The following is a 25,468-nucleotide window of genomic DNA, read 5'->3' as shown; positions in this document are numbered from 1 at the left end:
ATGATTACACTACGACAGCTTTGTGCATATTGGATACAAGCAGGTATTTTATGCTTTTTTTCAAGTTTAAGTTATGCGCAACAATTTGATCAGTCCTATCACTCATGGAAAACTCAGCAACAAGCCCATGATCAGCGCTTAGGTGCGTCATCTTCAGCGGACTATTATCTGGGAAAACCTACTTTACAAAAAGATGTCTCAAAAAATAGTACTTCTAAAAATAGTACGATTCAAAATTTGAGCAATAAGATTAATATTAACACTGCTACGGCTCAGCAACTCCAACAACTCAATGGCATTGGGGTAAAAAAAGCGCAGGCAATCGTGGACTATCGTAACCAGAATGGTCAATTTAAAACGGTAGAAGATTTGCTCAATATTAAAGGCATTGGGCCAAAATTTATTGAAAAAAACAAATCAAGTCTTCGTTTATAATGCCAAAGGTTTAACAAGATTTGTGAGCTAAGTGCCTAATCATTGAGAGAATCAAATTGCCCTTTAGTCGGGTTAGAGATATGATTAGCGCATCTTATCATTTACGTTCAGACGTAGGAGACAGCGTCTTTTGCAAACTTTGCGCGCGTCAAAATGTGGTTTATCTACAACGCAACTTCCTTCTTCTATCCTAGATGTGATCGATAGTCTGACCAAAGCTGGTTATGAGGCTTATATTGTCGGTGGTGGAGTCAGGGATCTAATGTTAGGCCTGAATCCTAAAGATTTTGATGCCGTCACTAATGCCACACCTGCTCAGGTGAAAGAAGTTTTTGGACGACGTTGTCGTATTATTGGACGACGTTTTGAGTTGGCACATGTCTATTCTGGACGAGAGCTGATTGAAGTTGCAACGTTCCGAGCTCCGCCGAAAAAAGCGGTGACTAGTACTTCTGGCATGATTCTGCGTGATAATAACTGGGGCACCATTGAGCAAGACTTTGCTCGACGTGATTTCTCGATCAATACGTTATATTATCAGCCGCGTAAAGGCATCGTGCTGGATTTTTGTGATGCCATTTCTGATGTAAAAAATAAAACGCTTCGGCTATTGGGTGATCCAAAACAACGTTTTGAAGAAGATCCTGTACGTATGCTGCGTACATTACGTTTTGCTGCTAAATTAAATTTTGATATTGATCCTGACATCTTAAAAATCTTTGATGTTGAAATGACACAGCTTTTGCGTGATGTATCACCACACCGTTTGTATGACGAATCGCAGAAACTCTTTACTATGGGGCATTTGGCTCGTGTTCTACCCATGCTCATTGAGTTTAATATCTGGAAGCAATTATTTGCAGATATTAAACCTGATATCAGCAAATTTATTGAACGCGCAGCGAAAAATACTGATCAGCGGATTCAGATTGGTAAAACGATTAATCCTGCATTTTTCTATGCTGTATTGTTGTGGAAACCTTTTTTAGAACGTTGTGACTTTTATCAATCCAAAGGTGTTGTTCCTGCTGAAGCTCGTGCGCAGGCAGGCTTGGATGTGCTTAAGCGTCAGGCAACTCGTACGGTTATTCCACGTTTTGCAGAAACCTTTATTCGTGAAGTTTGGGAAATGCAGGTACGTTTGCTTAATCCTAAACCGCAGCAAATCGAAGCATTGGCAGGACATGCGCGTTTTCGTGCAGGTTTTGACTTTTTATTGCTCCGTGAAAAATCTGGCGATGATTCAACACAAGGTATGGGACAGTGGTGGGATCATTATCAATCACTTTCCAGTGATGAAAAAGAAATTGCCATTAGCCAATATAATCGACAGCGTGCGAAAACACGTCGTAAGCAGAATACAGAATGGGTTGAGTCGAAAGAGGTCGTTGCAGAAATTGAACCGCTGGTCAATGTACCAGAACCACGCAGCCGACGCGCTCGCCGTGATCAGACACGGAATAAGGACAATGCTGGACGTATTTCTGAGTCTGCATCTGAAAATATGAGCACAGATCAGCCAATCATGAAACGCAAACGAGTGAAACGCGATTTAAGTCAGGTTGTTTTTGGGCCGACTCAATGAGTTTTGTCACGTATATTGGAATGGGAAGTAATCTAGGAGAGTCGCGTCAGATTCTCCAATATGCGGTCAAACGCTTAAAGGATCTGGGACAGGTTGAGGTTTCACGACTTTACCAAAGCCCTCCCATGGGCCCGCAGGATCAACCTCATTATTATAATGCGGCAGCGCAATTAATAACCTTGTTATCCCCTTTAGATCTACTTGATCAATTACAGGCTATTGAACAAGAAGCGGGCAGAGTGCGTCTACGCCGCTGGGGTGAGCGTACTCTGGATCTTGATTTATTGATTTATGCTGAAGAGCAGATTCAGAATGAGCGTTTGATTGTGCCGCATAGTGGACTACTTGAACGTGATTTTGTCATTGTACCGTTACTTGATATTGATACCGACCTTGTGGTTAAAGGTCAGAAGCTAAAAGATTTAGAGCTTGTAAAACATCCGTCTTTAACTGTTGTCGCGGATAGTAACTGGGTTGAAAAATAATCTGCCAGTTTGGTAGGTTGATAGAGGACATCATGATGATTAGTCTAAGTGACTTAAGAAAATTTAAAAGCGAAGGACGTAAGTTTTCCTGCTTGACCTGCTACGATGCAAGCATGGCCAAAGCGATGGAACTTGCTCAAATTGATTCAATTTTGATTGGTGATTCTCTGGGAATGGCAATCCAAGGGCACGACTCTACTTTGCCTGTGACGGTGGAAGATATGGCTTATCATACCGCAGCGGTACGCCGTGGTAACAGTCATGCCTTTATTATGACCGATTTGCCTTTTATGAGTTATGCGACCTTAAATGATGCTTTGCAAAGTGCTAAAAAAGTCATGCAGGCTGGTGCACAAATGATCAAAATTGAAGGCGGCGCATGGCTGAGTGAATCTGTACGTGTTTTGACACAAAATGGTATTCCAGTTTGTGTGCATTTGGGTTTAACGCCACAATCAGTCCATGTGTTTGGTGGTTATAAATTGCAAGCAAAAACCCGTGAAGCAGCGAATCAGCTGATTGCTGACTGTACTGCGGTGGTAAATGCTGGAGCTGCGGTTTTATTGCTGGAATGTGTACCCGCACAATTAGGTCAGGAAATTGCTGAACTATTTCCTGATACACCCGTGATCGGGATCGGGGCAGGCAATCAAACTGATGGTCAGGTATTGGTTGTACAAGATATGCTGGGTTTGACGTTCGGACGTGTTGCACGATTTGTACGCAATTTTATGAAGGAACAATCAGGTGAAACTGCAATTGTGGATGCGTTTAAAGCTTACCATGCAGCTGTACAAGACCAATCTTTCCCGGCAGCAGAACATACTTTTCAGGTCGAGTTATAACTCATGAAAACAGAAACAACCATTCAGGGATTGGCGGCATCTTTACAAGCTGCTCGTGCTGCACGTAAAAGTATTGGTTTTGTGCCAACGATGGGGAATTTGCATCAAGGACATCTGAACCTGGTGCGTGAGGCAAAAAAACTCTGCGATGTGGTCGTAGTCAGTATTTTTGTTAATCCAATCCAGTTTGGTGAAGGCGAAGACTTTGAGAGCTATCCCCGTACGCTGGAGCAAGACAGCCATTTATTGGCAGATGTAGGGTGTGACATTATTTTTGCACCCACTGTCGATCAGATGTATGGTAAACAACCCCGTCTGACCAATATTAGTGTGGGTGGTATTACCAATGATTTATGTGGTCAATCACGACCAGGTCATTTTGATGGGGTCGCAGTGGTTGTAACCAAACTGTTTAATATTGTACAGCCTAATTTTGCTTTTTTTGGTCAAAAAGATTATCAGCAATTGGCTGTCATTCGTCAGTTGGTCAAAGATTTAAACATTCCTGTTGAAGTGATTGGTGTGTCTATCGCTCGTGCTGAAGATGGTCTGGCATTAAGTTCACGCAATAGTTATCTAACCGAAGAACAACGTAAAACAGCACCCATTATTTACCAGTCACTCAAACAGGCAGAAAAAGAGCTGCACGCAGGTATTGCATTAGCTGAGGTGCTACAAACTATCAGAGCGCAATTGACAAATGCAGGCTTTGTTGTGGACTATGTCGAGGCACGTCAACCGAATTTGCAGCCAGTTGAAATATTTGATCAGGATATTGTTTTGTTTGCGGCTGCGAAGTTAGGTTCAACGCGTCTTATTGATAATTTACAGGTTCAATTTAAGGCATAATATTAAAAGGACAGCCATGCCATGAAGCGTATTCTTATCGTCACAGGGCAATCTGGATCTGGTAAATCCTCCGCATTGCAGGTTTTGGAAGATCTGGGTTACTACTGTATTGATAACCTGCCTTTGGCATTGTTGCCAGAAATTGTCTCCAAGCTCGATCATGAAAATAATCTTGAACAATTAGCGCTTGGAGTGGATGTTCGAAGTACGCGGGCCGATTTACAGGAATTTGATCAAGTGTTTGAACAATTACAGCGACACGGTTCTGTCGATGTAATTTATTTGACCACGCAAGATCAGGAACTTATTGCCCGTTTTAGTTCCTCACGTCGTCCACACCCATTGGCCAGCCGTTTTAAAAGTTTGAATGAATGTATTCAGGAAGAAAAACAACTGTTGATGCCGATTCAATTTCGTTCCACAGTACATATTGATACAACCGATAAAAGTGTGCATGACCTTAAACACACCTTGCTTTCAAAATTAGGGCAATCGGATCAACTGATTTTGATTTTACAATCATTTGGTTATAAACACGGTATTCCTCTAGATGCTGACTATGTCTTTGATGTTCGGCATTTGCCTAATCCTCACTGGGATTTGGAGTTGCGTAGATTTTCAGGACTAGATAAACCTGTTCAGGATTTCTTGGAAGCAAGTGCACAAACCAATGATATGTTTAACGATATCTATCAATTTTTAGATAAATGGTTGCCTGTGTTTGCAGAGGGGCACCGCCATTACATGACCATTTCGATTGGTTGTACAGGCGGGCAACATCGCTCGGTTTATATTGTAGATAGACTAAAAAAGGCGCTTGAGGCAAAATGGTCTATTCAGGTCTTACATAGAGAAATGAAGCACTGGTCATGATTGACAGCACAGTTGATGTAATTAATAAACTTGGCCTACACGCACGTGCGTCGGGGAAATTGATCGAAGTCACTACTAAGTTTCGATCTTCTATTCAGATTGGTAAAGGCGATAAACTCGTTGATGCCAAAAATATTATGTCCTTGCTCATGCTTGGTGCTGGCAAGGGAACCACTTTGCGTTTAGTGATTGATGGACCTGATGCTGAAAAAGCAGAAGAAGAAATCAAAGCATTATTCGCAGCAAAATTTTATGAGGCAGATTAACCGTGGCACGTCGTCCCAATAAGCGTTACAGTGAAGAAGATTTTGATTCTTTAGAAGGGCGTGCAAGTAAAACTGAACAGAAAAAAGCAGTGCAGCGTATGGCGGCACTGGGTGAGCAACTTGCGGAACTTTCAGCAAAACAAATCCAGAAGCTACCAGTTGATGAGCGTTTAATTGATGCGTTGCTTGATGCACAAACGATCACTTCGTTTGAAGCCCGTCGTCGTCAGTTTCAACGCGTCGGTAAGTTATTACGCAATGAAGATGAAACTGTAATTTTATCTTATTTGACTCCGCAGCAAGGTTTAAAAAAGCAGGCACAATTACAACGCTGGGTTGATCGTATGATTGAACAGGGCGATCCTGCTATTAATGAGTTTAGTAAGATTTATAATGCATCTGAACGCCATACTTTGCGCCAACATGTATTGCGAATTAAGAGAGATATTACTCAAGCAGCGGGGGAAGAGGAGCTTGCAGCATCCAAACTGAAGCTTTTTAACTATGCACAGCAAGTAGCTTTATTATCAGATAATTGATTTTACTTTATTTAAAATTTATAAATTATAGGTGTGATGCCAGTCAATTCTATGATTGACTGGCATTTTTATTGGATCTAATTAAACTCACCTACAGCTCGCTCTTTAGCCCAGTCACGTAAAATAAATTTTTGTAATTTACCTGTTGAGGTCTTTGGAATCTCAGTAATCACAATATCTTTAGGAACTTTAAAACGCGCTAATTGTTGTTGGCAATGTGCAATCAATTCATCAGTCGTAACACTGGCTCCTTGTTTTAGCTCAATAAAAGCACATGGAACTTCCTGCCAATGTGGGTCTGGTTTGGCAACTACTGCGGCGGTCATCACAGCAGGATGTTGATATAATACTTCTTCAACTTCGAGCGATGAAATGTTTTCACCGCCTGAAATAATCACGTCTTTAGCGCGGTCAGTAATTTTGGCATAACCATCCGCCTGACAAACCGCTAGATCTCCACTATGGAACCATCCCCCTGCAAAGGCTTCTTCAGTCGCTTTGGGATTTTTGAGGTAACCTTTCATTACGATATTGCCGCGGAACATAATTTCACCCAGCGTTTTTCCATCTGCAGGGACGGGTTGCATGGTTTCAGGGTTAAGCACCCGCATACTGTCCTGTAAAGGGTAAGGTACGCCTTGGCGTGAGTGTAGCTGGGCTTGTTCCTGAATTGAAAGATCATTCCAACCTGCCTGAGAAGCACAAAGTGCAGAAGGTCCGTAGGTCTCAGTTAGTCCATACACATGGGTAACATTGATGCCAATATGACGCATACCTTCAATAATTGCGGCGGGTGGTGCTGCACCTGCAACCATGACTTCAACCCGATGATCAAAACGAAGTTGCTTATCTTTAGGTGTATTAATCAGCATGGACAGTACGATGGGGGCACCGCAAAAATAATCTACTTTATGTTGAGCAATAAGCTGAAATACCAGTTCAGGATCAACTTTACGTAAACAGACATTGGTACCACCATTTGCTGCAATGGTCCATGCAAAACACCAACCATTACAGTGGAAGAGCGGCAACGTCCATAAATAATTAGCTCGTGGCGTCATACCGCAGGCAATGATATTACTTGCTGCATTTAAATAGGCACCACGATGATGATAAACTACGCCTTTAGGATTGCCAGTTGTACCAGAAGTATAATTCAGGCTAATCGCATCCCATTCATCATTTGGCAGTGACCATTCAAAATGTGTGTCGCCTTGACTGAGCCATGTTTCATATTCAATTTGACCAATAGGGTTGGAAAGTTCAGATTCATATTCGAGATCAGCAACATCAATCACAAAAATCTGCTGCGAAACCAGTGCCAGGGCTTCCTGAGCAATAATCGCAAACTCAGGGTCGACTAGTAAAACTTTAGTTTCTGCGTGCTCCAGCATAAATGCGATAGTTTTTGCATCAAGCCGGGTATTCAGGGTATTAAGTACTGCACCTGCCATTGGGACCGCAAAATGTGCTTCAATCATCGCAGGAATATTCGGTAGTAATACCGAAACAGTATCATTTTTTTGAATTCCAAGCTTTTGTAATGCATGCGCAAACTGGCAGCAACGCTGGTAAGTCTGTTTCCATGATAACCTGCGTGCACCGTGAATGATGGCTGCCTGATCTGGATAAATATAAGCTGCACGTTCTAGATAGCGCAAAGGGGAAAGAGCGACAAAATTGGCTGCCGTTTTTGGTAGCTCATTATAAGCATGCATGGCTTGACTCCGTGTCATTGTTTTAATTGCTATTACTTAAAGATATGGATTTAATTTGAGCAACGCATTTAGGCTTTAGTCTTAAAGGGATATTAACCCGTATTCAATTTAACAAGGAAATAAAGTCTTTTGGGTGTGCTTTTGTTGTAGCTATATGCCCACTCTTAGGGTGTGAATCTTCGCTGAGCTTGTAAATCCTACTTTTGCCCCCATCTAATACGGCATAATTGAGGAAAGAATTGAGAATCTTGGTTTTTTTTAATTCAGATTGTTTTCTCTCGCTGCTAACACGTGTAAAATTCTGTCTACTTTTTATTTTACCCACCGTTTTTATATTTTGAGGTTTTCCTCGATCATAATCTCGCGGTGATATGCTCCATTGTGCGGGGCATCACTCCTTAAGGATTTTCTTATGCCAATTATCACATTGCCAAATGGCGATCAAAAATCATTTGATCAAGCTGTTTCTGTTATGCAAGTCGCGCAAAGTATTGGGCCGGGTCTTGCAAAAAATACCGTTGCTGGTCGTGTCAATGATCGCCTAGTAGATGCATGTGACTTAATCACCGAAGACGCAACCGTCCAAATTATTACTCCTAAAGACCCTGAAGGCGTTGAAATTATTCGTCACTCTTGTGCGCATTTGGTCGGACATGCAGTCAAGCAATTGTTTCCTGAAGTACAAATGGTGATTGGCCCAGTCATTGAGGAAGGGTTCTATTACGATATCTTTAGTCCAAAGCCATTTACTTTAGATGATATGGCGGCGATTGAAGCACGTATGAAACAGTTGATTGATCAGGACTATGATGTCATTAAAAAAATGACACCACGTGCCGAGGTAATTAAAGAGTTTCAATCCCGTGGTGAAACTTATAAATTGCGTTTGATTGATGATATGCCAGATGAAACAGCGATGGGGCTGTATTATCATCAGGACTATGTTGATATGTGCCGTGGGCCCCACGTGCCAAATACCAAGTTCTTGAAAAACTTTAAACTGACCAAAATCTCTGGTGCCTATTGGCGCGGTGATGCTAAAAATGAGCAATTGCAGCGTATTTATGGAACAGCTTGGTCTGATAAAAAAGAACTGGCAGCTTATATCAAACGTATTGAAGAAGCGGAAAAACGCGATCATCGTAAAATTGGTAAGGCGCTTGATCTGTTTCATATGCAAGAAGAAGCACCAGGTATGGTATTCTGGCATGCAAATGGCTGGACCATTTATCAAGTTCTTGAACAATACATGCGTAAAGTTCAGCAAGATAATGGCTATCAGGAAATCAAGACACCACAAATTGTTGATTTTAGTCTGTGGGAAAAATCAGGACATGCAGCAAACTATGCTGAAAACATGTTTACGACCCATTCAGAAAACCGTAATTATGCTGTTAAGCCTATGAACTGTCCTTGCCATGTGCAAGTCTTTAATCAAGGTTTAAAATCATACCGTGATTTACCTATTCGTTTGGCTGAGTTTGGTTCATGTCACCGTAATGAGCCATCAGGCTCTTTACATGGTATTATGCGTGTACGCGGCTTTACCCAAGATGATGCGCATATTTTCTGTACCAAGGAACAGATTGGAAAAGAGGTTGCTGACTTTATTCAATTAACTCTTGATGTCTATAAAGACTTCGGGTTTGAAGATGTGCAAATGAAGCTTTCGACTCGCCCAGAAAAACGGGTGGGAGAAGACGCACTTTGGGATCTTGCCGAAAAATCATTGGCAGATGCTTTGGATGCAGCTGGGCTTGATTGGGAATTGCAGCCAGGTGAAGGTGCATTCTATGGTCCAAAAATTGAATTTTCATTGAAAGACTGTTTAGGTCGTGTATGGCAATGCGGTACGATTCAGTGTGATTTTAATTTACCGGAACGTCTGGATGCTTCATTTGTGACAGAAGACAATGAACGTGATCAGCCTGTAATGTTGCATCGCGCAATACTTGGCAGTTTTGAGCGTTTTATTGGTATACTTATTGAACACTATGCGGGTTTTATGCCACCGTGGTTATCACCTGTGCAAGCTTGCGTGATGAATATTACTGATTCACAAGCTCAAGCGTGTGAGCAGGTAGTGGCAAAACTCAAAGAAAATGGTCTTCGAGCGATTTCTGACTTGAGAAATGAGAAAATCGGCTTTAAGATTCGTGAGCGTACACTTGAGCGTATTCCGTACCTTTTAGTATTAGGTGACCGTGAGGTTGAGGAAGGTACTGTTAATGTTCGTACTCGCTCAGGAAAAAATTTAGGTACTATGTCGATTGATGCATTCGTTGACGTAGTGAAATCTGCCGTTGCCGAACGTGGCCGGTACATTGTGGAGTAAGAAAGATTAAACAGCCTGATCGTAACCAACAACAAGGTGCAAAAAGTAACCGTCCTGCTATTAATGACGAGATCCGTGCAAAAGAAGTACGCCTCGTTGCAGCAGATGGAGAACAAAAAGGGATCGTTTCACTTGCTGAAGCGTTGCGTGCTGCGGAAGAAGTAGATCTTGACCTCGTTGAGATTGTTGCCAATGCAGAACCACCTGTTTGTAAAATCATGGATTACAACAAGCACTTGTTTGATTTGAAGCAAAAGCAAAAAGATGCGAAGAAAAAACAGCATCAAGTACAGGTGAAAGAGATCAAGCTACGTCCAGCAACGGATGTAGGAGATTATCAAGTTAAGCTTCGTGCGATTTTAAAGTTCCTTGAAGAAGGGAATAAAGTCAAAATCACATTGCGCTTTCGTGGTCGTGAAATGGCTCATCAACAACTTGGATTGGCTCAATTACAAAAAATTGAAGCTGACGTCACTGAGTTTGGTGTAGTTGAACAGGCACCGAAAATGGAAGGTCGTCAAATGGGCATGTTACTTGGACCGAAAAAGAAAAAGTAATCTTTCCCTATATAAAAAACGCAGCCGAAAAGCTGCGTTTTTTTATATTTATTTATAAACTATTTTACCAATTCTATTGAAAAGGCGTTGAATAAACTCAAACTATAAAAAATAAGCTTAAGGAGAAAAACATGTCAGAAATTGAAGGAACGAAGCAACTCGCCAACATTAATCAGAAAGTTATTGAAAACGGTCAGGTACTTCCGTCTGTTAAACTTAAAGATGGTAGTCAGGTACAGACAGGAACAGTTGCAACGATGTTGCATAATATTCAACTTTATAATACGGTGAACGTGGAGTTGTAGAGCAGGAACTTATCCTAGCCATTCCAACATTATTCAAAGTTGGGTTGTTTGATCTATTTTCTGTAGATGAATGGATACAAGGAGAAAATCAAGGTCGAAAATTTGTAGGTGAGCAGGCGAAAGAGTATCAAAGTAAACAAAATGTAACTGCAAAATAAGAATTCAGATTCTCATTTCATGATTTTCTTTAAGGTTGTTAAGCAAAGTCGCTGTTAAAATAAATCACTTTGTATACTTTTAACACATGCTAAAAACCATGTTATAAACGTATACAAAGACTTAAAGATAGAAAAATAGGATAAGCAGGTATTTCATGATAGACCTATATTATTGGGGCACACCCAATGGACATAAGATCACCATCGCACTTGAAGAAATGGGACTGGAATACCAGATTTTTCCGATTAATATTTTAGAAAATGACCAGTTTCAGCCAGATTTCTTAAAAATTTCGCCAAATAATAAAATCCCAGCCATCATTGATCAAAATGGCCCCAATCATGAACCCATTTCCATCTTTGAATCTGGTGCAATTTTACAATATTTGGGCCGTAAGACTGGACTTTTTTACCCAACGGATGAGCAAGAGCGAGTCGAGGTTGAACAATGGTTAATGTGGCAGATGGGAGGTTTTGGTCCAATGCTCGGTCAAAATCATCATTTTGGTCGCTTTGCCAAAGAAAAGATTCCGTATGCGATCGATCGCTATGTGACCGAAACTAAGCGACTTTATAGTGTCCTAAATACACAGTTGATTGGACAGAAATTTGTTGCTGGAGAATATTCAATTGCTGATATGGCAATTTTGCCCTGGGCTTTACGTCACGAGTGGCAATCTATTGATTTAAATGATTATCCGTATGTGAAAGAGTATGTTGAGCGCTTGACCGCCCGTCCTGCCATACAAAGGGCTTTATCTATTCAAGTCACTTAATCGAGTCAAAAAGTGGATAGTTTTTTTAGATTTAATTCTTATTATGAAGTTAAATGCTGCTGATTCTCGATGTGATAATGTTCTGATGTGTTGAAAGAAAAAGATTTAATATTACTGATTGACTGACCAGACGTATTTTTCTGGTCAGTTTAAAGCGTTACGAATGTGGACATTCATCCAATTTAAAATGAATTTCATCTTTGAAATTAGATTTTTTAAAAAACCAAAGTTTCTTTGGAACTTCAACTTTTGTGTGGGAAATAGCCTGCATTACTTGAGCATCCAGTGAATAAATGCCTGAACCCTTTTTAATTTTAACTTTGGTCGTTTCACCTTGTTTATTTACTTTAAAATTGAAGCGTACTAAACGATCTTTGCCTTTGAGTTCATCACGAGATATTGTCAAAGCAGGTTGCTGAAGATAATCAAATGGAACGGATTTTGAGCTTTGCTGTTTTAACCAGTTATTTGAATTAAAATGATAAATGCATTCTGCTATTGCATCAGTGTCTTTATAATCAAGATTAAAGGTTTGATAACCAATCGTTGAAATCAAATTTCCATCTTGTTGAAATGGTTTAACTTTTGCTTGCTGGGTCGCTTTAACAAGTAAATCATCCAGCTTTTGACTGCCTGTACTTTCTTGAACTTTGACTTGAGTCACTGTTCCTGTTTCATCTGCGGTTACCCGTAAAATAGCAGCCCGATCCTGTCCCAATAGATCATCATTGTCATAATTAAGTTTGGGAAAATCACGCCATTCTATTCGGGTGGTCAAGTGCGCGGGTAAAGCAGAACTTTTTTGAGATGCTAATTGAGATGAGTTTTCTTTGGCATCAATTTGAATCATTGATAAGCTTGTACAAAGTGCAAGGCAGAAAATAGATCGTTTCATTTTATAGGGTGAATGGTTGTTAAAGCTTGTTGCGCAGTATTCCCTTTTCAGGAAATACACGCAACAAAAAAATGCAGACTTTAGTGATCAGAACCTTTATTAATATCGACATGAAATAAATCTTTGGTCTTTGTCCAGCTTAATACCACCACTGCCAGCGTCATACAACCACCAAAAATCGTTGCGGTAATCGTTCCGAGATATTTAGCAGCCAAACCTGATTCAAATGCGCCTAATTCATTACTACTTGAGACAAACATACCATTTACTGCTGCCACACGACCCCGCATATTTTCTGGTGGGAAAATTTGTAAAATCGTTTGGCGAACCACGACGGAGATACTGTCACATGCGCCTGTCATTGCTAATGCGAATAGAGATAACCCTATGTGATTTGAAAAAGCAAAAATAATGGTAAATACCCCAAAACCAGCAACTGCCAATAACATATTGCGCCATGCATGATGGGTTGGAGGGAATTTAGTTAAAGCAATCATAGTCACTAATGCACCAATAGATGGTGCTGCACGTAAATAGCCTAGACCTTCTGGTCCGACTTTTAAAATATCTTCTGCAAAAATAGGCAATAGTGCAATCACACCACCAAATAGTACGGAAACTAGGTCAAGAGAAATGGCCCAAAGTACAATTTTGGTCTTCCAGATAAAGCGAAAGCCTTCTCCCAGACTTGACCACATATTTTCATGTTCGATTGCGGGAAAACTTCTTTTCTTAAGTAATAAGATCAAACAAAAACAAACGAACAATAAAATGGAAACACTAAACAGACTGGTTTCGCGACCTAAAAAGGCCAGCATAAAGCCACCGAGCATTGGGCCTAAAATGACACCGCTTTGCCAACCAATCGTGGTCCAAGTTGCACCATTGGCATATAACTCACGAGGAATCAAAAAAGGTTTTAATGAGGTCGCTGAAGGGCTGTAAAAACCGCGAATCACACCAAAACAAAAAATAACAGCATAAATGCCAATTGCTAGAGCATGTACACTAATCTGGTTTAAACCGTATAAATGAAACAACCCCCACAGAACTAAGGGCAAAGGAAATGAAAAGAACAAACAAATTTTCATAATTAATTGTTTATTAAACTTATCTGCCACATAGCCGCCCAGTAGCGACAAGCTAATAAACGGAATTGCTTCCGCTAGACCAATTAGACCCAAAGTAAGCGGATCTTTGGTAATTTTATAAAGAGAATAGGCAACAATAATTTCCTGAATCAAAACGGCAAGTGTCAGGCAAAATTGATTGACAGTAATAATGGAAAAGTCGCGATATCGGAGGGCAGCAAAAGCATCCTGCTTGGGTTTCATAACTATCGTATATTGAGAATATTGCTTCAATTATAAGCATGAATTCTTAAAAAAAGATGATTAGCGTTATTTTTTTATCGTAGGAAAATAGCAAAACTTATTTGTACATAAGCCTTATAATTCGCCTTTATCTGCTTTTGTTTTGAGCAAAGATGCTATATCATACTGCCTTCCTTACCTGCAGGTCGATTTGCAATGGTGCAAACGAGCCGAACAGGTGCCTAAAAGAGGTTACTATGGCTAAGTTAAAAACTCGCCGTGGTGCAGCTAAACGCTTCAAAGCGACTGCAAACGGTTTTAAGCGTAAACAAGCGTTCAAGCGCCACATCTTGACCAAAAAATCTGCTAAACGTATCCGTCAATTACGCGGCTGTGTAATGGTTCATGTTTCTGACATGAATTCAGTTCGTCGTATGTGCCCATACATCTAAGGAGATTATAAATGGCTCGTGTAAAACGTGGTGTAGTGGCTCATCGTCGTCACAAAAAAATTCTTGCTCGCGCTAAAGGTTACTATGGTGCTCGTTCACGCGTTTACCGCGTAGCGTTCCAAGCGGTAATCAAAGCTGGTCAATACGCTTACCGTGACCGTCGTCAGAAGAAACGTCAATTCCGTGCTTTATGGATTGCGCGTATCAATGCCGGTGCTCGTCAAAACGGTTTGTCTTACAGCCGTATGATCGATGGCTTGAAAAAAGCTCAAGTGATCATCGACCGTCGCGTATTAGCTGACATCGCTATGCATGATGCAGTTGCATTTGCTGCTTTAGCTGAAAAAGCTAAAGGCGCACTAGCTGCATAAGCTTAGAGATTCAAAGAAGGCCGCTTTTTAGCGGTCTTTTTTATTTTATTCATTTTTATTTTAATCTGATCACGATTTCGAGAATTTTGAAATATGTAAGCAATGCTACTTTGTGAAGTTGGGGTAATATTTATAGCTGGGATAGTCATCATTTCGCTCAACTCAAAAAGAACCGATTGTGAAAGAAATGTGTCTAAATCAGATTCAGGGAATTGAAAGAAGCCTATTAATTTCTTGATGAATATCCGACAACGGGAAAAATTGTTGAACACGTTCCACATCTTTCAGATGTTGATCTTGATTAGCCTATTATTTCGTATGCAGATAGTCGGGTAATAGAGGGCATGCATCTCGTCGTGAAAGCAATGTTATTAATATAAACCGAGATATTTGCTGTTCAATTTGAGTGGATACCTGAGCCTGATTTTATCAATATAGATCATGCAGAGTTAAATGATGATAAATCAATTTATAATATTTTGATTTAATTATAAATTACACAACATCAACATCTTTGATTAGACATTTACCTTCGAATCTTTTTACAGTAAAGAAAACTGGAGGAGAATAAAAAAGATGTTAGTCAGCGTAGAAGGTTTAGAACAAGGTACAATTGAAACGGAGTTGAGTATTTTGCCTAGAAAGGGTGAAACGATTCGAATTTTTTATGGGCCAGATGCAGAAGTTGAAGGTGAAATCGAGAATGTTCATCACATTGTCAATCAACATGATGGTGGACATAAAGTAGTTATAAAAATTAGACCAAGTTTTTAAAACATTTGAAAAAACCTAGCACAAATTTGTTCTAGGTTTTTTAATGCTCTAAAATTTTTATAGTCCAAAATAATAAGCACAGGCACAGATAATAATCGTGAGGATGATCAGTTTAATTACACCTGACGAACCAACTTTATGCGTTTGATGATGATGCGGTGCAGATGACTTTTTGCTTTGCAATGTGGTTTGGACGTGAGGATCGAGAGGTGATGCAATTTCCACAGGAGCCCGTTGTGCTGATTTATAATGATTGGCAATTTTTACAATCAACTTGGCATTTAAATCATCCATTTTTTGAGAAAAATTGCGCAGATTAATTTGATCTTCAGGTGTCAGCATCTCACCAGATTCACGATAAGGATGCTGCCGCAATTGATCAATAAAATCTGACAGAGCTTGAGTACGATGCAAAAGTTCATGCGCGACATCTGCAGAATAATCAGTCGGAATGAGTGCCAGATATTGCATATCCTGTAAAGGTGAACCATCTGGTTTATGAACCAGTTTGGCGTCGATTCCATAATAAGGTAAATCACGATTTTGTGGTTCGATAAAATCATGAGTGTACTTGCTACGAAATAATTCATTTTCAATAAATGTCTGGATTTCATCCCAGTCCGATTCTTTTAAATCGGTTTCAATTTTTTTGGATAACTTATCCGATAAATCAAATCGCCAAAATGTTTCTTCGTGTAAGGTTGCTTGTTGTGATGCTGGAATTTCAAAGTCATTCTCATTTAGGTACCATTCGGCAAGTTCTTTACCTAAAATCCATGCAGTTTTTTTATTTTTTTCATGACTGACAATAAAATGTGTAAAAGGGAGCAACTCAACGTTGGCATTGGGGTTTTGTTCATCGCTGAGCAATGTAGAGAGATGAAGGCTAATGCGATAGACACCTTGCTTTTTTAATCCTTCAAGCCAGATTTGAAAATGCTGCGCAAGCAAATGTTGTGAATGAAGATCACGAAACTGAAAATAATGCTGATAAAAAATAGAATGCTGTAACCAACGGTTAAAACTTAGATCATGGCTTAGATATTCATTGCCATAAGTGACCAGACTAAGTTGTTGTTTCCAGATTTGATCAAGTTCCATTGTTCAGTTTTCTCATTGGTGCTGCTTTCAATCTTATACGTTTTATAATTCAAATGACTAGAGGGTGGTTGCATTGAATCGCAATTTTACTGTGTTTGATCTTCATCATTGTGTCTAAAAACTGTTAGAATGCAGAGTTTTATTTTATTTATAACTTTGTTGCTTTGAGAGTTACTATGTCACTGGAAGCCCTGACCACCGACGCGCTTGCTGCCATTGCAGCGGCTCAAGACCTTGCTGCCCTCGACCAGGTTCGAGTTCAATTTACAGGGAAAAAAAGCCAGCTTGCAGAACAATCGAAAGCATTAGGCAAAATGGATCCTGAGGAACGTAAGGTTCAGGGTGCTGCCATTCATGCCGTTCGTGAAGCGATTAATAGCGCATTGACTGAGCGCCAAAATGCGTTACAACAAGCTGCATTACAACAAAAACTGGCCAGTGAAACGATTGATATTACTTTGCCGGGACGAGGCCAGCATACAGGCAGTATTCATCCTGTCATTCAGGTACAAGAACGTATCTGCCAGTTCTTTACCAAAGCTGGCTTTATGGTCGCTACTGGGCCTGAAGTGGAAGATGATTATCATAACTTTGAAGCTTTGAATATTCCCGGACATCATCCTGCACGTGCTATGCACGATACCTTTTATTTTGATGCTAATCATTTACTGCGTACACACACCTCTGGTGTGCAAATTCGTACAATGGAAACGACGCAGCCGCCAATTCGTATTGTGTGTCCAGGCCGTGTTTATCGTTGTGACTCAGATCAAACTCATTCACCGATGTTTCATCAAATTGAAGGTTTGTATGTTGCAGAAAACACCAGTTTTGCTGAACTGAAAGGTCTATTGATCAATCTGCTTAATGAGTTTTTTGAAAAAGATTTAAACGTACGTTTCCGTCCCTCTTATTTCCCATTTACAGAGCCGAGTGCTGAAGTGGATATTATGGACGAGCGCGGTCGTTGGTTGGAAGTATTGGGCTGTGGCATGGTGCATCCAAATGTACTACAGGCAGCAGGAATTGATCCTGAAAAATACAAGGGTTTTGCCTTTGGTTTAGGGGTAGAACGTTTTGCAATGTTGCGTTATGGCATTAATGACTTGCGTATGTTCTATCAAAATGATGTGCGTTTTTTACGCCAATTTGCTTAAACATTTTTCAGGATTAAATTAAGGTTTTATACAAATGAAAATTAGCGAAAACTGGTTACGCACTTGGGTTAATCCCGCAATTAATAGTGAAACTTTAGCTGACCAATTGACTATGCTTGGTCTGGAGGTGGATGAACTTGCATCCGTTGCCAAGCCATTTACAGGCGTTGTTGTCGGTGAAGTCCTAACAGTTGAGCAGCATCCTGATGCGGATCGTTTGCGTGTAACTACAGTAAACATTGGTTCAGGCGAACCATTACAAATTGTTTGTGGTGCGCCCAACGTTCGTGTGGGCATGAAAGCACCTGTGGCTACCATCGGTGCAGTATTACCAGGCGATTTTAAAATCAAAAAAGGCAAGCTACGTGGTGTGGAATCACAAGGGATGCTATGCGGCGCTTCAGAGATTGATCTGGAAGATAAAATCGATGGTTTATTAGAATTACCTGACAATGCGCCCGTGGGTATGAATGTTCGCGAATATCTTAAACTTGACGATAATGTTATTGATATTAGCATTACGCCAAACCGTGGTGACTGTTTTAGTATTCGTGGAATTGCCCGTGAAATTGGTGTAATCAATCAATTGCCTGTGATTCAGCCTGCGATAGAAGGCGTTGCTGCAAGTATTGAAGATCAAAAGCAAGTTCAACTAGCAACTGAAGGTGCACCTCGTTATCTAGGTCGAATTGTCAAAAATGTCAATGTAAAAGCTACGACCCCAGCTTGGATGGAACAGGCATTAGCTCGTTCGGGCATCCGTACACACAGTATTTTGGTGGACATTACCAACTATGTGTTAATGGAACTCGGTCAGCCGATGCATGCTTTTGATTTGGCGAAATTGCAAGGTGATATTCAGGTACGTCAAGCCCAATCCCAAGAAAAGTTAATGCTTTTGAATGAACAGGAAGTTGAGTTGAATCCTGAAATCATGGTAATTGCTGATGAGGCTAAGGCCTTGGCGATTGCTGGCATTATGGGGGGGCTTGAATCTAGTGTGACTGATGCAACTCAAGATATTTTCCTTGAAAGTGCATTCTTTGCACCTCTAGCAATTGCAGGGCGCGCACGTCGTTTTGGATTACACACAGATTCATCGCAACGTTATGAACGTGGAGTAGATTTTGAATTGCCAATGTTGGCAATGAATCGTGCATCACAGCTGATTCAGCAGTATGCAGGCGGTGAGTTCGGTCCAATTAGTGTGGCAGAAAAAGTTGAGTTATTGCCACAGCGTAAAGCCATTGAATTGGATCAGGCACAGATAGATGCATTACTTGGTTATCAGGTTTCGGCTGAGTTCATTACAGATGCCTTAACCCGTCTTGGCTGTTTGGTAACTGTAAAAGCACAAGGCCAGTGGTCAGTTGTACCGCCTTCACATCGTTACGATATGGTGATTTATCAGGATTTGATTGAAGAAGTTGCACGTATTCATGGCTATGACAATATTCAGATTCGTCTACCGCAAATCGATGTGAAGTTCAGTGCGTATCAGGATGGATTTGAACAAGATCAATTGCGTCAAACGATTGCTACACTTGGTTATCAGGAAGCAATTAGTTTTAGCTTTGCGGATTTAAAGCTGGAGAAACAATTGAATCCAGATGTAAATCCACTTGCATTAGCAAACCCGATTTCAAGTGATTTGGCTGTAATGCGTAGCACTTTACTTTCCAGTTTAATTCCGTGTGTGCAATACAATTTAAATCGTCAACAAAGTCGTGTACGTTTGTTTGAGCTAGGTTTACGTTTTGATTATCAAAATGCACAGTCAATTAATGACTTAAAACAAATTCCGACCTTAGCATTAATTGCCGTAGGTTCACGTATTCCTGAACAATGGCATGCTAAAGCGCAGTCAATGGATTTCTTCGATCTCAAAGGTGAAGTTGAACAGATTCTAGCAGCGGGTCGAATTCAAGTTGAATATGCGCGTTCGGAACGTGCTTGGTTACATCCAGGACAATCTGCTGAGATTCTTGTGAAAGGTAAATCGATCGGATATTTAGGTCGTTTACATCCTTCACTTGAAAATGATCTTGATTTAGGTGTAACTTGGGTTGCAGAACTAGATCAAAGTGCAGTTTTGCAATCTTATGTATCTAATTTTACAGAATTATCACGTTTTCCATCGGTTCGACGTGATATTGCGCTATTAATCAGTGATAATATAAATGTGAGTGATATTCAGCAGTTAATTAAACAAACAGGTGGAAACCTTCTGGATTCTAGTTGGTTGTTTGATGTGTATACGGGTCAAGGTGTTGAACAGGGTAAACGCTCTTTAGCATTTGCACTATTGTGGCAACATCCTTCACGTACGCTTGAAGATGCTGAAATTAAATCTGGTATGGATCAAATTATTGAAGTGTTGGAAAACACTTATCAAGCGACATTGAGGGCCTCATGACAGCATTAACTAAAGCAGACATGGCGGATCATTTAAGTGAGCTCACGAGCTTAAATCGTCGTGAAGCAAAACAAATGGTTGAGTTGTTTTTCGAAGAGATTAGCCAAGCGCTCATCGCAGGTGAGCATGTAAAACTTTCTGGTTTTGGCAACTTTGAATTACGTGATAAACGTGAGCGCCCTGGGCGTAATCCTAAAACAGGAGAAGAAATTCCAATTTCTGCACGTCGAGTCGTAACCTTTAGAGCGGGTCAAAAATTTAGACAGCGCGTAGGAAATGAGCAGGATTAACCTGCTCTTTTTTTTATTCTTCATAAATGTTTGAAAATGGCAGGTCTAATCCTGCCATTTTTAATGCTTTACCTTGCAGCTAAGATAAAATTCTTAGATTTTATTTTTTCATAATAGTTAAAACTTAATACCCTATAACATTGGACAGGTACTAGCTTCTTGTTGTGGGTAAATAGTGACGAAGTCCTTCATTGTTTGAGAATAGCGATTAGAATAACTCTGGATGGCATCTTTATTAATTGATGACTGTTTACTTGGACAGATGTTAGGTCTGGTTCATAAATTTTCTTAGTATAAACGCTAGATTAAATGATGATCAACCCTTTAATAGAGGGCATCTTATTCAATTATGACGTGTATGATCAGGGTAGGAAGTAAGTTGAATTTTAAACAATAAATTAAATTAATTTATTTTATTTATAAAGTTTAAATAAAAAAGAGAGCTAAAAAGCTCTCTTTCTTGACACTAAATCTAAATATTAGATTAGTGAGCAGCTTCTGATGCAGAAGCAGCAGCGTCAGTTGCAGCGCCAGCAGCGTTAGTTGCAGCAGCAGCAGCTGTGTCTGCAGCAGCAGCAGCGTCAGATGCAGCAGCAGCAGCTTCTGGAGCAGAAACAGCAGCAGCGTCAGTTGCAGCAGCAGCAGCATCAGATGCAGCAGCAGTAGCTTCAGATGCAGCAGCGTTAGCGTCAGCAGCAGCTTCTTCAGTTTTCTTTGCACAACCAACGAAAGCTAAAGTAGTAGCGATAGCAGCAGCAATAGCGATTTTCTTGAATAACATGGCATCACTCTCATAAATATTGTGAGATTAAAAAAAACCGGTGTTAGCCTGTTTGTGCTTTAATTATTCCTAACGAAGCTAGGTAACAACGCATGGAGCAGTCTAACTGGTCTGCAAATATGCTATCACTGCCTATGATGAAATACTACTGCTGGACGATAAAATTCAGTGAAAAAAGCGATAAAATAGTCTAATTGTTAACAGAAAATAACAATTAAAAAGTCAGTTTATATTGGATAAATAATTGTTAACCATCTAAAACCTAAACATTTTTTACTCTTTAGTTGGTGAGTTTGTTATTTAAATGCAATATCTTTAACATTAAAAAATCACAATTGTATATTTATGTAAAAAAAGTCAACCAAAACAAAAGACTGCCCTCTAGGGCAGCCTTTTGCAAATATCTCAACGGGCTTAGTTTGCAGCTTTACGTTTCATTTGATCGAAAAAGTCATCATTGGTTTTGGTTTCTTTCATTCGATCGAGTAGAAATTCCATTGCAGCAAGTTCATCCATAGGATGAAGTAATTTACGCAGAATCCAGACTTTGCGTAGGTTATCTTCATCCATCAAGCGCTCTTCACGACGAGTACCTGATTTTTTGATGTTCATGGCTGGGAATACGCGTTTTTCAGCAATACGGCGATCCAATGTGATTTCTTGGTTACCTGTACCTTTGAATTCTTCGTAAATCACTTCATCCATTTTGCTGCCTGTTTCGATAAGTGCAGTTGAAATGATGGTAAGTGAACCACCTTCTTCAATGTTACGTGCTGCCCCGAAGAAACGTTTTGGACGTTCTAAAGCATGCGCATCCACACCACCTGTTAATACTTTTCCTGATGATGGAATCACTGTGTTATAAGCACGTGCCAGACGGGTAATCGAATCGAGCAGAATCACCACATCTTTTTTATGTTCAACCAAGCGTTTGGCTTTTTCAATTACCATTTCAGCGACTTGAACATGACGTGCGGGAGATTCGTCAAAGGTTGAAGCGACAACTTCACCACGAACAGTACGCTCCATTTCAGTCACTTCTTCTGGACGTTCATCGATGAGAAGAACAATGAGGAAAACCTCAGGGTTATTACGAACAATCGACTGCGCGATGTTTTGTAACAACATGGTTTTACCCGCTTTAGGTGGCGCAACAATAATTGAACGCTGACCTTTACCAATTGGTGCGATAAGATCTACCACGCGTGCGGTTAGATCTTCAGTCGTACCATTACCAAGCTCCATAATCAGTTGCTCGGTTGGAAAAAGGGGAGTTAAATTTTCAAAAAGAATTTTATTGCGCGAATTTTCGGGAGTATCGTAGTTAATCTGGTTGACTTTTAACAGTGCAAAATAACGTTCACCTTCTTTTGGTGGGCGAATGGTTCCTGTAATCGTATCGCCTGTACGCAAATTAAAACGACGAATTTGCGAAGGACTGACATAGATGTCGTCTGGACCTGCAAGATAAGAGCCTGCAGCTGAACGTAAAAAACCAAAACCATCAGAGAGGATTTCGAGAACACCATCACCAAAGATTTCTTCACCATTCATTGCATGGCGCTTTAAGATGGCAAAAATAATGTCTTGCTTACGGTTACGAGCCATTCCTTCAAGGCCCATAAACTCAGCAATCTTAATGAGTTCGCCAATCGGTTTTTTCTTGAGTTCGGTTAAGTTCATAAGTGGTCAGATTGATAAGGAAAATAAAGTGGAGTCAAATAAGAGAAGCAAAAGTCAGCCGCAAGTATTCAAATGCGAAATATACGCACTTGCATAGTCACAAACGCAGAAGTCTGGTTGATTGTTTCGGTACGAAATATATGAAAACAATTGCTAGTGCCGAGCGGCGATCTTATGTTTTGTGTCTTGCATGTAAGAAGGCAGGTGAAGTGATTTTCCTTCAGCACTTCTTGCTCAAGAAATATAAGCTAGATTAACGCGCTTGTCAATTTTTCAGCAAAAAAAATACGCTATTTTAAATAGCGTATGAGATATCGCATTTTATTGCAAAACCTTAGGTATTTTCATCAAGAAAAGCAGCCAGTTTAGAACGCGGCGCTGCACCTACTTGTTGAGCAACGACTTGACCATCTTTGAACAAAAGTAATGCAGGAATATTACGGATGTTGTATTTCACTGCAGTTTCTTCGCAAGAAGTCACATCTACTTTTACAATTTTTACTTTACCTTCATATTCTTGAGACAAATCTTCAAGTACAGGAGCAATGGCTTTACATGGCGCACACCATGCTGCCCAGAAGTCAACCAGTACAGGAGTTTGTGAATCTAGAACATCTGCTTGGAAATCAGCATCAGTGGTATTTACGATATTAGCAGACATAAGCTTGCTCCGAATTTTTAAAAAATTTTTAGAAGGTTAAGTAAATGTATCGGCATGAAGTATTACATAGCCTTCTAGGTCAATGTAAGGGCTGTTTTACATTATTCAAGGATTCGATTACTTTGTCTAATAGATGTTGGCAATGTTATTAATCGTGATAAACAATGCTGAATCATCATTATTTTTATATTAAAGCAGTCAACTGTTTGGCAAAAATGGCTTTTCAATTAGATGTATGTGAATTACTCTAAGCGACAATTCTGTAGGGGTTAGTTTCAATGGCTGATTTTTTAATTGATGAAGAATTACTTGCTGCCATCGACATGGGATCGAACAGCTTCCATTTAGCCATTGCACGTGTAGATCATGGTGAAGTCAAGAAAGTCGCTTCAATGTCTGAAAAAGTGCAATTGGCGGCAGGCCTTGATGAAAATAAAAATTTGACCGAAGCCGCGCAGCAGCGTGGTTTGGCGTGTCTGGCTCGTTTTGTCGGGCGTTTGGGTTCGGTACAGCCGAATCGTTTGCGTATTGTGGCGACCAATGCTTTACGTCAGGCCAAAAATGGTCATGAGTTTATTCAAAAAGCGGCTGAAATATTACCGAAACCCATTGAAATTATTGCAGGTCGTGAAGAAGCTCGCCTCATTTATTTGGGCGTATCCCATACTATGGCCAATGGCGGGCGTCGTCTGGTGATTGATATTGGTGGTGGTTCAACTGAATTGATTATTGGTGAAGAGTTTGAACCCATTCAAACCGAATCTTTGCAAATGGGATGTGTAGCTTATACCAAAGCTTTTTTTTCAGAAGGTGATATTAATCCTAAAGTTTTTGATAAAGCTGTGGTTGCTGCACGTAAAGAACTGTCTGCAATTGCCAATACCTATAAAGCCGAAGGATGGGATACAGTCGTTGGTTCTTCGGGAACGATTAAAGCTGCCAAGCAAATTATGGTCAATCTGGGCTTAAGTGACGAGCAGGAAAATGTCACGCGTGAAGGTCTGGAAAAACTCAAAGATAAATTACTCAAATTTAAGCATAGTTCCGAGATCGATTTTGAAGGTTTAAAAGATGATCGGCGAGCAGTTTTGCCAGCAGGATTGGCTATTTTATATGCTGTTTTTGATGTCTTGAATATCGATAAATTGGCGTATTCTGATGGGGCGTTACGCGAAGGTGTAATGTACGACTTATTAGGACGTTTTAAGCATGAAGATATTCGTGATCGAAGTGTACAAGCACTGATGGGGCGTTATAACGCAGATCTAAAACAGGCAGAGCGAGTGGTTAATACTGCACAGCAATTGTTTGATGATGTTGCGCAGCAATTAGATTTAAATAGTGAAGACAGTGACTTATTGCGTCGTGCGGCCTATTTACATGAAATTGGTCTGGCGATTAGTCACGGTGGTTACCATCGTCATGGTGCATACTTATTGCAACATTCGGACATTCCTGGGTTCTCCCAAATTGACCAAAATCATCTCTCTTTATTGGTTGCGTATCATCGTAGAAAATTGCGTAATGACGCTAAACAGGAGGTTTTAAAAGGCGGTGGCATTAAGTTAGCTTATCTTTGCTTGTTGCTACGTCTGGCTGTTTTACTCAATCATAGCCGAAGTGATCAGATGCTTCCTGCCATTGAATTGACTGTGCTAAATAGTCAACAATGGCAACTTAGTGTTTCTGGTGATGCAAAACAATGGCCGTTGCTGGTTGCTGACCTGCATGATGAGCAAGAGCAATTCAAGCATTGGGACATTGAATTGGATATTCAGTCGGAAAAATTTATCGATTAACTCGACTTGGTTGGGCGGTTGAGCATGTGTCATATGCGGCCAATACGCC

At 40.2% G+C, this 25,468-nt stretch carries 25 protein-coding genes and 1 pseudogene; 19 read left to right on the top strand and 7 right to left on the bottom strand.

The features are described 5' to 3' along the window. The 8 genes from IAE20_RS13435 (at position 1) to yjgA (ending at position 5,877) form a co-directional block, all read left to right on the top strand. Entirely contained in the window at positions 1-435 is a 435-nt protein-coding gene (locus IAE20_RS13435) for a ComEA family DNA-binding protein (protein WP_200460537.1), read from the top strand. A 130-nt stretch (positions 436-565) separates the two neighbouring features. After that, positions 566-2,020, top strand: a complete 1,455-nt coding sequence (gene pcnB, locus IAE20_RS13430; RefSeq protein WP_200460536.1) for a polynucleotide adenylyltransferase PcnB — start codon at positions 566-568, stop codon at positions 2,018-2,020. Further along, on the top strand, positions 2,017-2,505 hold the full coding sequence (gene folK, locus IAE20_RS13425) for a 2-amino-4-hydroxy-6-hydroxymethyldihydropteridine diphosphokinase (protein ID WP_200460535.1): 489 nt from the start codon (positions 2,017-2,019) through the stop codon (positions 2,503-2,505). Before pcnB ends, folK begins: the two co-directional genes overlap by 4 nt. Before the next feature lie 35 nt (positions 2,506-2,540). Then, positions 2,541-3,350 carry a 3-methyl-2-oxobutanoate hydroxymethyltransferase gene (gene panB / locus IAE20_RS13420; RefSeq protein ID WP_200460650.1) on the top strand — a complete coding sequence of 270 codons (810 nt, stop codon included), beginning with the start codon at positions 2,541-2,543 and terminating at the stop codon, positions 3,348-3,350. 3 nt (positions 3,351-3,353) lie between these two features. Beyond that, positions 3,354-4,199, top strand: coding sequence for a pantoate--beta-alanine ligase (gene panC, locus IAE20_RS13415; RefSeq protein WP_200460534.1), 846 nt, complete (start codon positions 3,354-3,356; stop codon positions 4,197-4,199). Positions 4,200-4,220: 21 nt separating this feature from the next. Beyond that, the gene (rapZ, locus tag IAE20_RS13410) at positions 4,221-5,072 is read left to right on the top strand and encodes an RNase adapter RapZ (protein ID WP_200460533.1); all 852 of its coding nucleotides are present in this window, start codon (positions 4,221-4,223) and stop codon (positions 5,070-5,072) included. Then, positions 5,069-5,338 (top strand): HPr family phosphocarrier protein, encoded by a 270-nt coding sequence (locus tag IAE20_RS13405; protein ID WP_200460532.1) that lies wholly within the window; start codon positions 5,069-5,071, stop codon positions 5,336-5,338. The genes rapZ and IAE20_RS13405 overlap by 4 nt, the downstream gene beginning before the upstream one ends. Positions 5,339-5,340: 2 nt before the next feature. Beyond that, positions 5,341-5,877: a ribosome biogenesis factor YjgA gene (yjgA, locus tag IAE20_RS13400; RefSeq protein ID WP_200460531.1), complete on the top strand. Its 537-nt coding sequence runs from the start codon at positions 5,341-5,343 to the stop codon at positions 5,875-5,877. Between the two features lie 77 nt (positions 5,878-5,954). Here the strand turns inward: yjgA and IAE20_RS13395 are convergent, their stop codons facing one another. Further along, the gene (locus IAE20_RS13395; protein ID WP_200460530.1) at positions 5,955-7,595 is read right to left on the bottom strand and encodes an acyl-CoA synthetase; all 1,641 of its coding nucleotides are present in this window, start codon (positions 7,593-7,595) and stop codon (positions 5,955-5,957) included. A 412-nt stretch (positions 7,596-8,007) separates the two neighbouring features. Here IAE20_RS13395 and thrS point away from each other — a divergent pair, with 412 nt between their 5' ends. From thrS to IAE20_RS13375, 4 genes and pseudogenes are all read left to right on the top strand, one after another. Next, the gene (gene thrS, locus IAE20_RS13390; RefSeq protein ID WP_200482534.1) at positions 8,008-9,930 is read left to right on the top strand and encodes a threonine--tRNA ligase; all 1,923 of its coding nucleotides are present in this window, start codon (positions 8,008-8,010) and stop codon (positions 9,928-9,930) included. Between the two features lie 5 nt (positions 9,931-9,935). Next, positions 9,936-10,487: a translation initiation factor IF-3 gene (infC, locus tag IAE20_RS13385; RefSeq protein WP_200460649.1), complete on the top strand. Its 552-nt coding sequence runs from the start codon at positions 9,936-9,938 to the stop codon at positions 10,485-10,487. Between the two features lie 131 nt (positions 10,488-10,618). Further along, positions 10,619-10,950: pseudogene (locus tag IAE20_RS13380) on the top strand (hypothetical protein). Between the two features lie 155 nt (positions 10,951-11,105). Further along, positions 11,106-11,726, top strand: coding sequence for a glutathione S-transferase N-terminal domain-containing protein (locus tag IAE20_RS13375; RefSeq protein WP_200460527.1), 621 nt, complete (start codon positions 11,106-11,108; stop codon positions 11,724-11,726). Between the two features lie 157 nt (positions 11,727-11,883). Here IAE20_RS13375 and IAE20_RS13370 read toward each other — a convergent pair whose 3' ends face one another. Then, the gene (locus IAE20_RS13370) at positions 11,884-12,621 is read right to left on the bottom strand and encodes a TonB family protein (protein WP_200482535.1); all 738 of its coding nucleotides are present in this window, start codon (positions 12,619-12,621) and stop codon (positions 11,884-11,886) included. Between the two features lie 80 nt (positions 12,622-12,701). Beyond that, positions 12,702-13,955: an MFS transporter gene (locus IAE20_RS13365; protein ID WP_200460525.1), complete on the bottom strand. Its 1,254-nt coding sequence runs from the start codon at positions 13,953-13,955 to the stop codon at positions 12,702-12,704. Positions 13,956-14,191: 236 nt separating this feature from the next. Here IAE20_RS13365 and rpmI point away from each other — a divergent pair, with 236 nt between their 5' ends. The 3 genes from rpmI to IAE20_RS13350 all read left to right on the top strand — a co-directional run bounded on the left by rpmI (position 14,192) and on the right by IAE20_RS13350 (position 15,531). Further along, positions 14,192-14,386, top strand: a complete 195-nt coding sequence (gene rpmI / locus IAE20_RS13360) for a 50S ribosomal protein L35 (protein ID WP_002054552.1) — start codon at positions 14,192-14,194, stop codon at positions 14,384-14,386. Between the two features lie 11 nt (positions 14,387-14,397). Beyond that, positions 14,398-14,757, top strand: coding sequence for a 50S ribosomal protein L20 (gene rplT / locus IAE20_RS13355; RefSeq protein ID WP_000124858.1), 360 nt, complete (start codon positions 14,398-14,400; stop codon positions 14,755-14,757). A gap of 576 nt (positions 14,758-15,333) precedes the next feature. Beyond that, a complete protein-coding gene (locus IAE20_RS13350) occupies positions 15,334-15,531 on the top strand; it encodes a hypothetical protein (RefSeq protein ID WP_200482536.1) in 198 nt (65 codons plus the stop codon). A 57-nt stretch (positions 15,532-15,588) separates the two neighbouring features. On the opposite strand, the gene IAE20_RS13345 is transcribed toward IAE20_RS13350, so the two are convergent. Then, positions 15,589-16,632, bottom strand: coding sequence for a hypothetical protein (locus IAE20_RS13345; RefSeq protein ID WP_200482537.1), 1,044 nt, complete (start codon positions 16,630-16,632; stop codon positions 15,589-15,591). Between the two features lie 176 nt (positions 16,633-16,808). Here IAE20_RS13345 and pheS point away from each other — a divergent pair, with 176 nt between their 5' ends. From pheS to IAE20_RS13330, 3 genes are read left to right on the top strand one after another with little or no spacing between them, the layout of a single operon-like run. After that, positions 16,809-17,789, top strand: a complete 981-nt coding sequence (pheS, locus tag IAE20_RS13340; RefSeq protein ID WP_200460522.1) for a phenylalanine--tRNA ligase subunit alpha — start codon at positions 16,809-16,811, stop codon at positions 17,787-17,789. A 34-nt stretch (positions 17,790-17,823) separates the two neighbouring features. Next, positions 17,824-20,205: a phenylalanine--tRNA ligase subunit beta gene (gene pheT, locus IAE20_RS13335; RefSeq protein WP_200482538.1), complete on the top strand. Its 2,382-nt coding sequence runs from the start codon at positions 17,824-17,826 to the stop codon at positions 20,203-20,205. Further along, positions 20,202-20,495, top strand: a complete 294-nt coding sequence (locus IAE20_RS13330) for an integration host factor subunit alpha (RefSeq protein ID WP_200460520.1) — start codon at positions 20,202-20,204, stop codon at positions 20,493-20,495. Before pheT ends, IAE20_RS13330 begins: the two co-directional genes overlap by 4 nt. 484 nt (positions 20,496-20,979) lie before the next feature. Here the strand turns inward: IAE20_RS13330 and IAE20_RS13325 are convergent, their stop codons facing one another. The 3 genes from IAE20_RS13325 to trxA form a co-directional block, all read right to left on the bottom strand. Further along, positions 20,980-21,276, bottom strand: coding sequence for a hypothetical protein (locus IAE20_RS13325; protein WP_200460519.1), 297 nt, complete (start codon positions 21,274-21,276; stop codon positions 20,980-20,982). Positions 21,277-21,690: 414 nt separating this feature from the next. Continuing rightward, entirely contained in the window at positions 21,691-22,959 is a 1,269-nt protein-coding gene (gene rho / locus IAE20_RS13320) for a transcription termination factor Rho (protein ID WP_200460518.1), read from the bottom strand. A gap of 334 nt (positions 22,960-23,293) precedes the next feature. Next, a complete protein-coding gene (gene trxA, locus IAE20_RS13315; protein WP_004993046.1) occupies positions 23,294-23,620 on the bottom strand; it encodes a thioredoxin in 327 nt (108 codons plus the stop codon). 278 nt (positions 23,621-23,898) lie between these two features. On the opposite strand from trxA, the gene ppx reads away from it, so the two are divergent. Continuing rightward, positions 23,899-25,419 (top strand): exopolyphosphatase, encoded by a 1,521-nt coding sequence (ppx, locus tag IAE20_RS13310; RefSeq protein WP_200460517.1) that lies wholly within the window; start codon positions 23,899-23,901, stop codon positions 25,417-25,419. Positions 25,420-25,468 lie beyond the last annotated feature (49 nt).

Source organism: Acinetobacter sp. S54 (assembly GCF_016624945.1).
Classification (GTDB): Bacteria; Pseudomonadota; Gammaproteobacteria; order Pseudomonadales; family Moraxellaceae; genus Acinetobacter.
Note: the sequence above shows the minus strand (reverse complement) of the source record. Positions and strands in the feature narration are given on the sequence as shown.

Coding starts and splice junctions, on each gene's coding strand:
- ppx (WP_200460517.1), top strand. CDS start 23,899: ATGGCTGATTTTTTAATTGATGAAGAATTACTTGCTGCCATCGACATG.
- IAE20_RS13350 (WP_200482536.1), top strand. CDS start 15,334: ATGTTAGTCAGCGTAGAAGGTTTAGAACAAGGTACAATTGAAACGGAG.
- rapZ (WP_200460533.1), top strand. CDS start 4,221: ATGAAGCGTATTCTTATCGTCACAGGGCAATCTGGATCTGGTAAATCC.
- pheT (WP_200482538.1), top strand. CDS start 17,824: ATGAAAATTAGCGAAAACTGGTTACGCACTTGGGTTAATCCCGCAATT.
- IAE20_RS13345 (WP_200482537.1), bottom strand. CDS start 16,632: ATGGAACTTGATCAAATCTGGAAACAACAACTTAGTCTGGTCACTTAT.
- folK (WP_200460535.1), top strand. CDS start 2,017: ATGAGTTTTGTCACGTATATTGGAATGGGAAGTAATCTAGGAGAGTCG.
- IAE20_RS13365 (WP_200460525.1), bottom strand. CDS start 13,955: ATGAAACCCAAGCAGGATGCTTTTGCTGCCCTCCGATATCGCGACTTT.
- trxA (WP_004993046.1), bottom strand. CDS start 23,620: ATGTCTGCTAATATCGTAAATACCACTGATGCTGATTTCCAAGCAGAT.
- rpmI (WP_002054552.1), top strand. CDS start 14,192: ATGGCTAAGTTAAAAACTCGCCGTGGTGCAGCTAAACGCTTCAAAGCG.
- IAE20_RS13435 (WP_200460537.1), top strand. CDS start 1: ATGATTACACTACGACAGCTTTGTGCATATTGGATACAAGCAGGTATT.
- thrS (WP_200482534.1), top strand. CDS start 8,008: ATGCCAATTATCACATTGCCAAATGGCGATCAAAAATCATTTGATCAA.
- pheS (WP_200460522.1), top strand. CDS start 16,809: ATGTCACTGGAAGCCCTGACCACCGACGCGCTTGCTGCCATTGCAGCG.
- IAE20_RS13395 (WP_200460530.1), bottom strand. CDS start 7,595: ATGCATGCTTATAATGAGCTACCAAAAACGGCAGCCAATTTTGTCGCT.
- IAE20_RS13405 (WP_200460532.1), top strand. CDS start 5,069: ATGATTGACAGCACAGTTGATGTAATTAATAAACTTGGCCTACACGCA.
- IAE20_RS13330 (WP_200460520.1), top strand. CDS start 20,202: ATGACAGCATTAACTAAAGCAGACATGGCGGATCATTTAAGTGAGCTC.
- rho (WP_200460518.1), bottom strand. CDS start 22,959: ATGAACTTAACCGAACTCAAGAAAAAACCGATTGGCGAACTCATTAAG.
- panC (WP_200460534.1), top strand. CDS start 3,354: ATGAAAACAGAAACAACCATTCAGGGATTGGCGGCATCTTTACAAGCT.
- IAE20_RS13375 (WP_200460527.1), top strand. CDS start 11,106: ATGATAGACCTATATTATTGGGGCACACCCAATGGACATAAGATCACC.
- panB (WP_200460650.1), top strand. CDS start 2,541: ATGATTAGTCTAAGTGACTTAAGAAAATTTAAAAGCGAAGGACGTAAG.
- rplT (WP_000124858.1), top strand. CDS start 14,398: ATGGCTCGTGTAAAACGTGGTGTAGTGGCTCATCGTCGTCACAAAAAA.
- IAE20_RS13370 (WP_200482535.1), bottom strand. CDS start 12,621: ATGAAACGATCTATTTTCTGCCTTGCACTTTGTACAAGCTTATCAATG.
- IAE20_RS13325 (WP_200460519.1), bottom strand. CDS start 21,276: ATGTTATTCAAGAAAATCGCTATTGCTGCTGCTATCGCTACTACTTTA.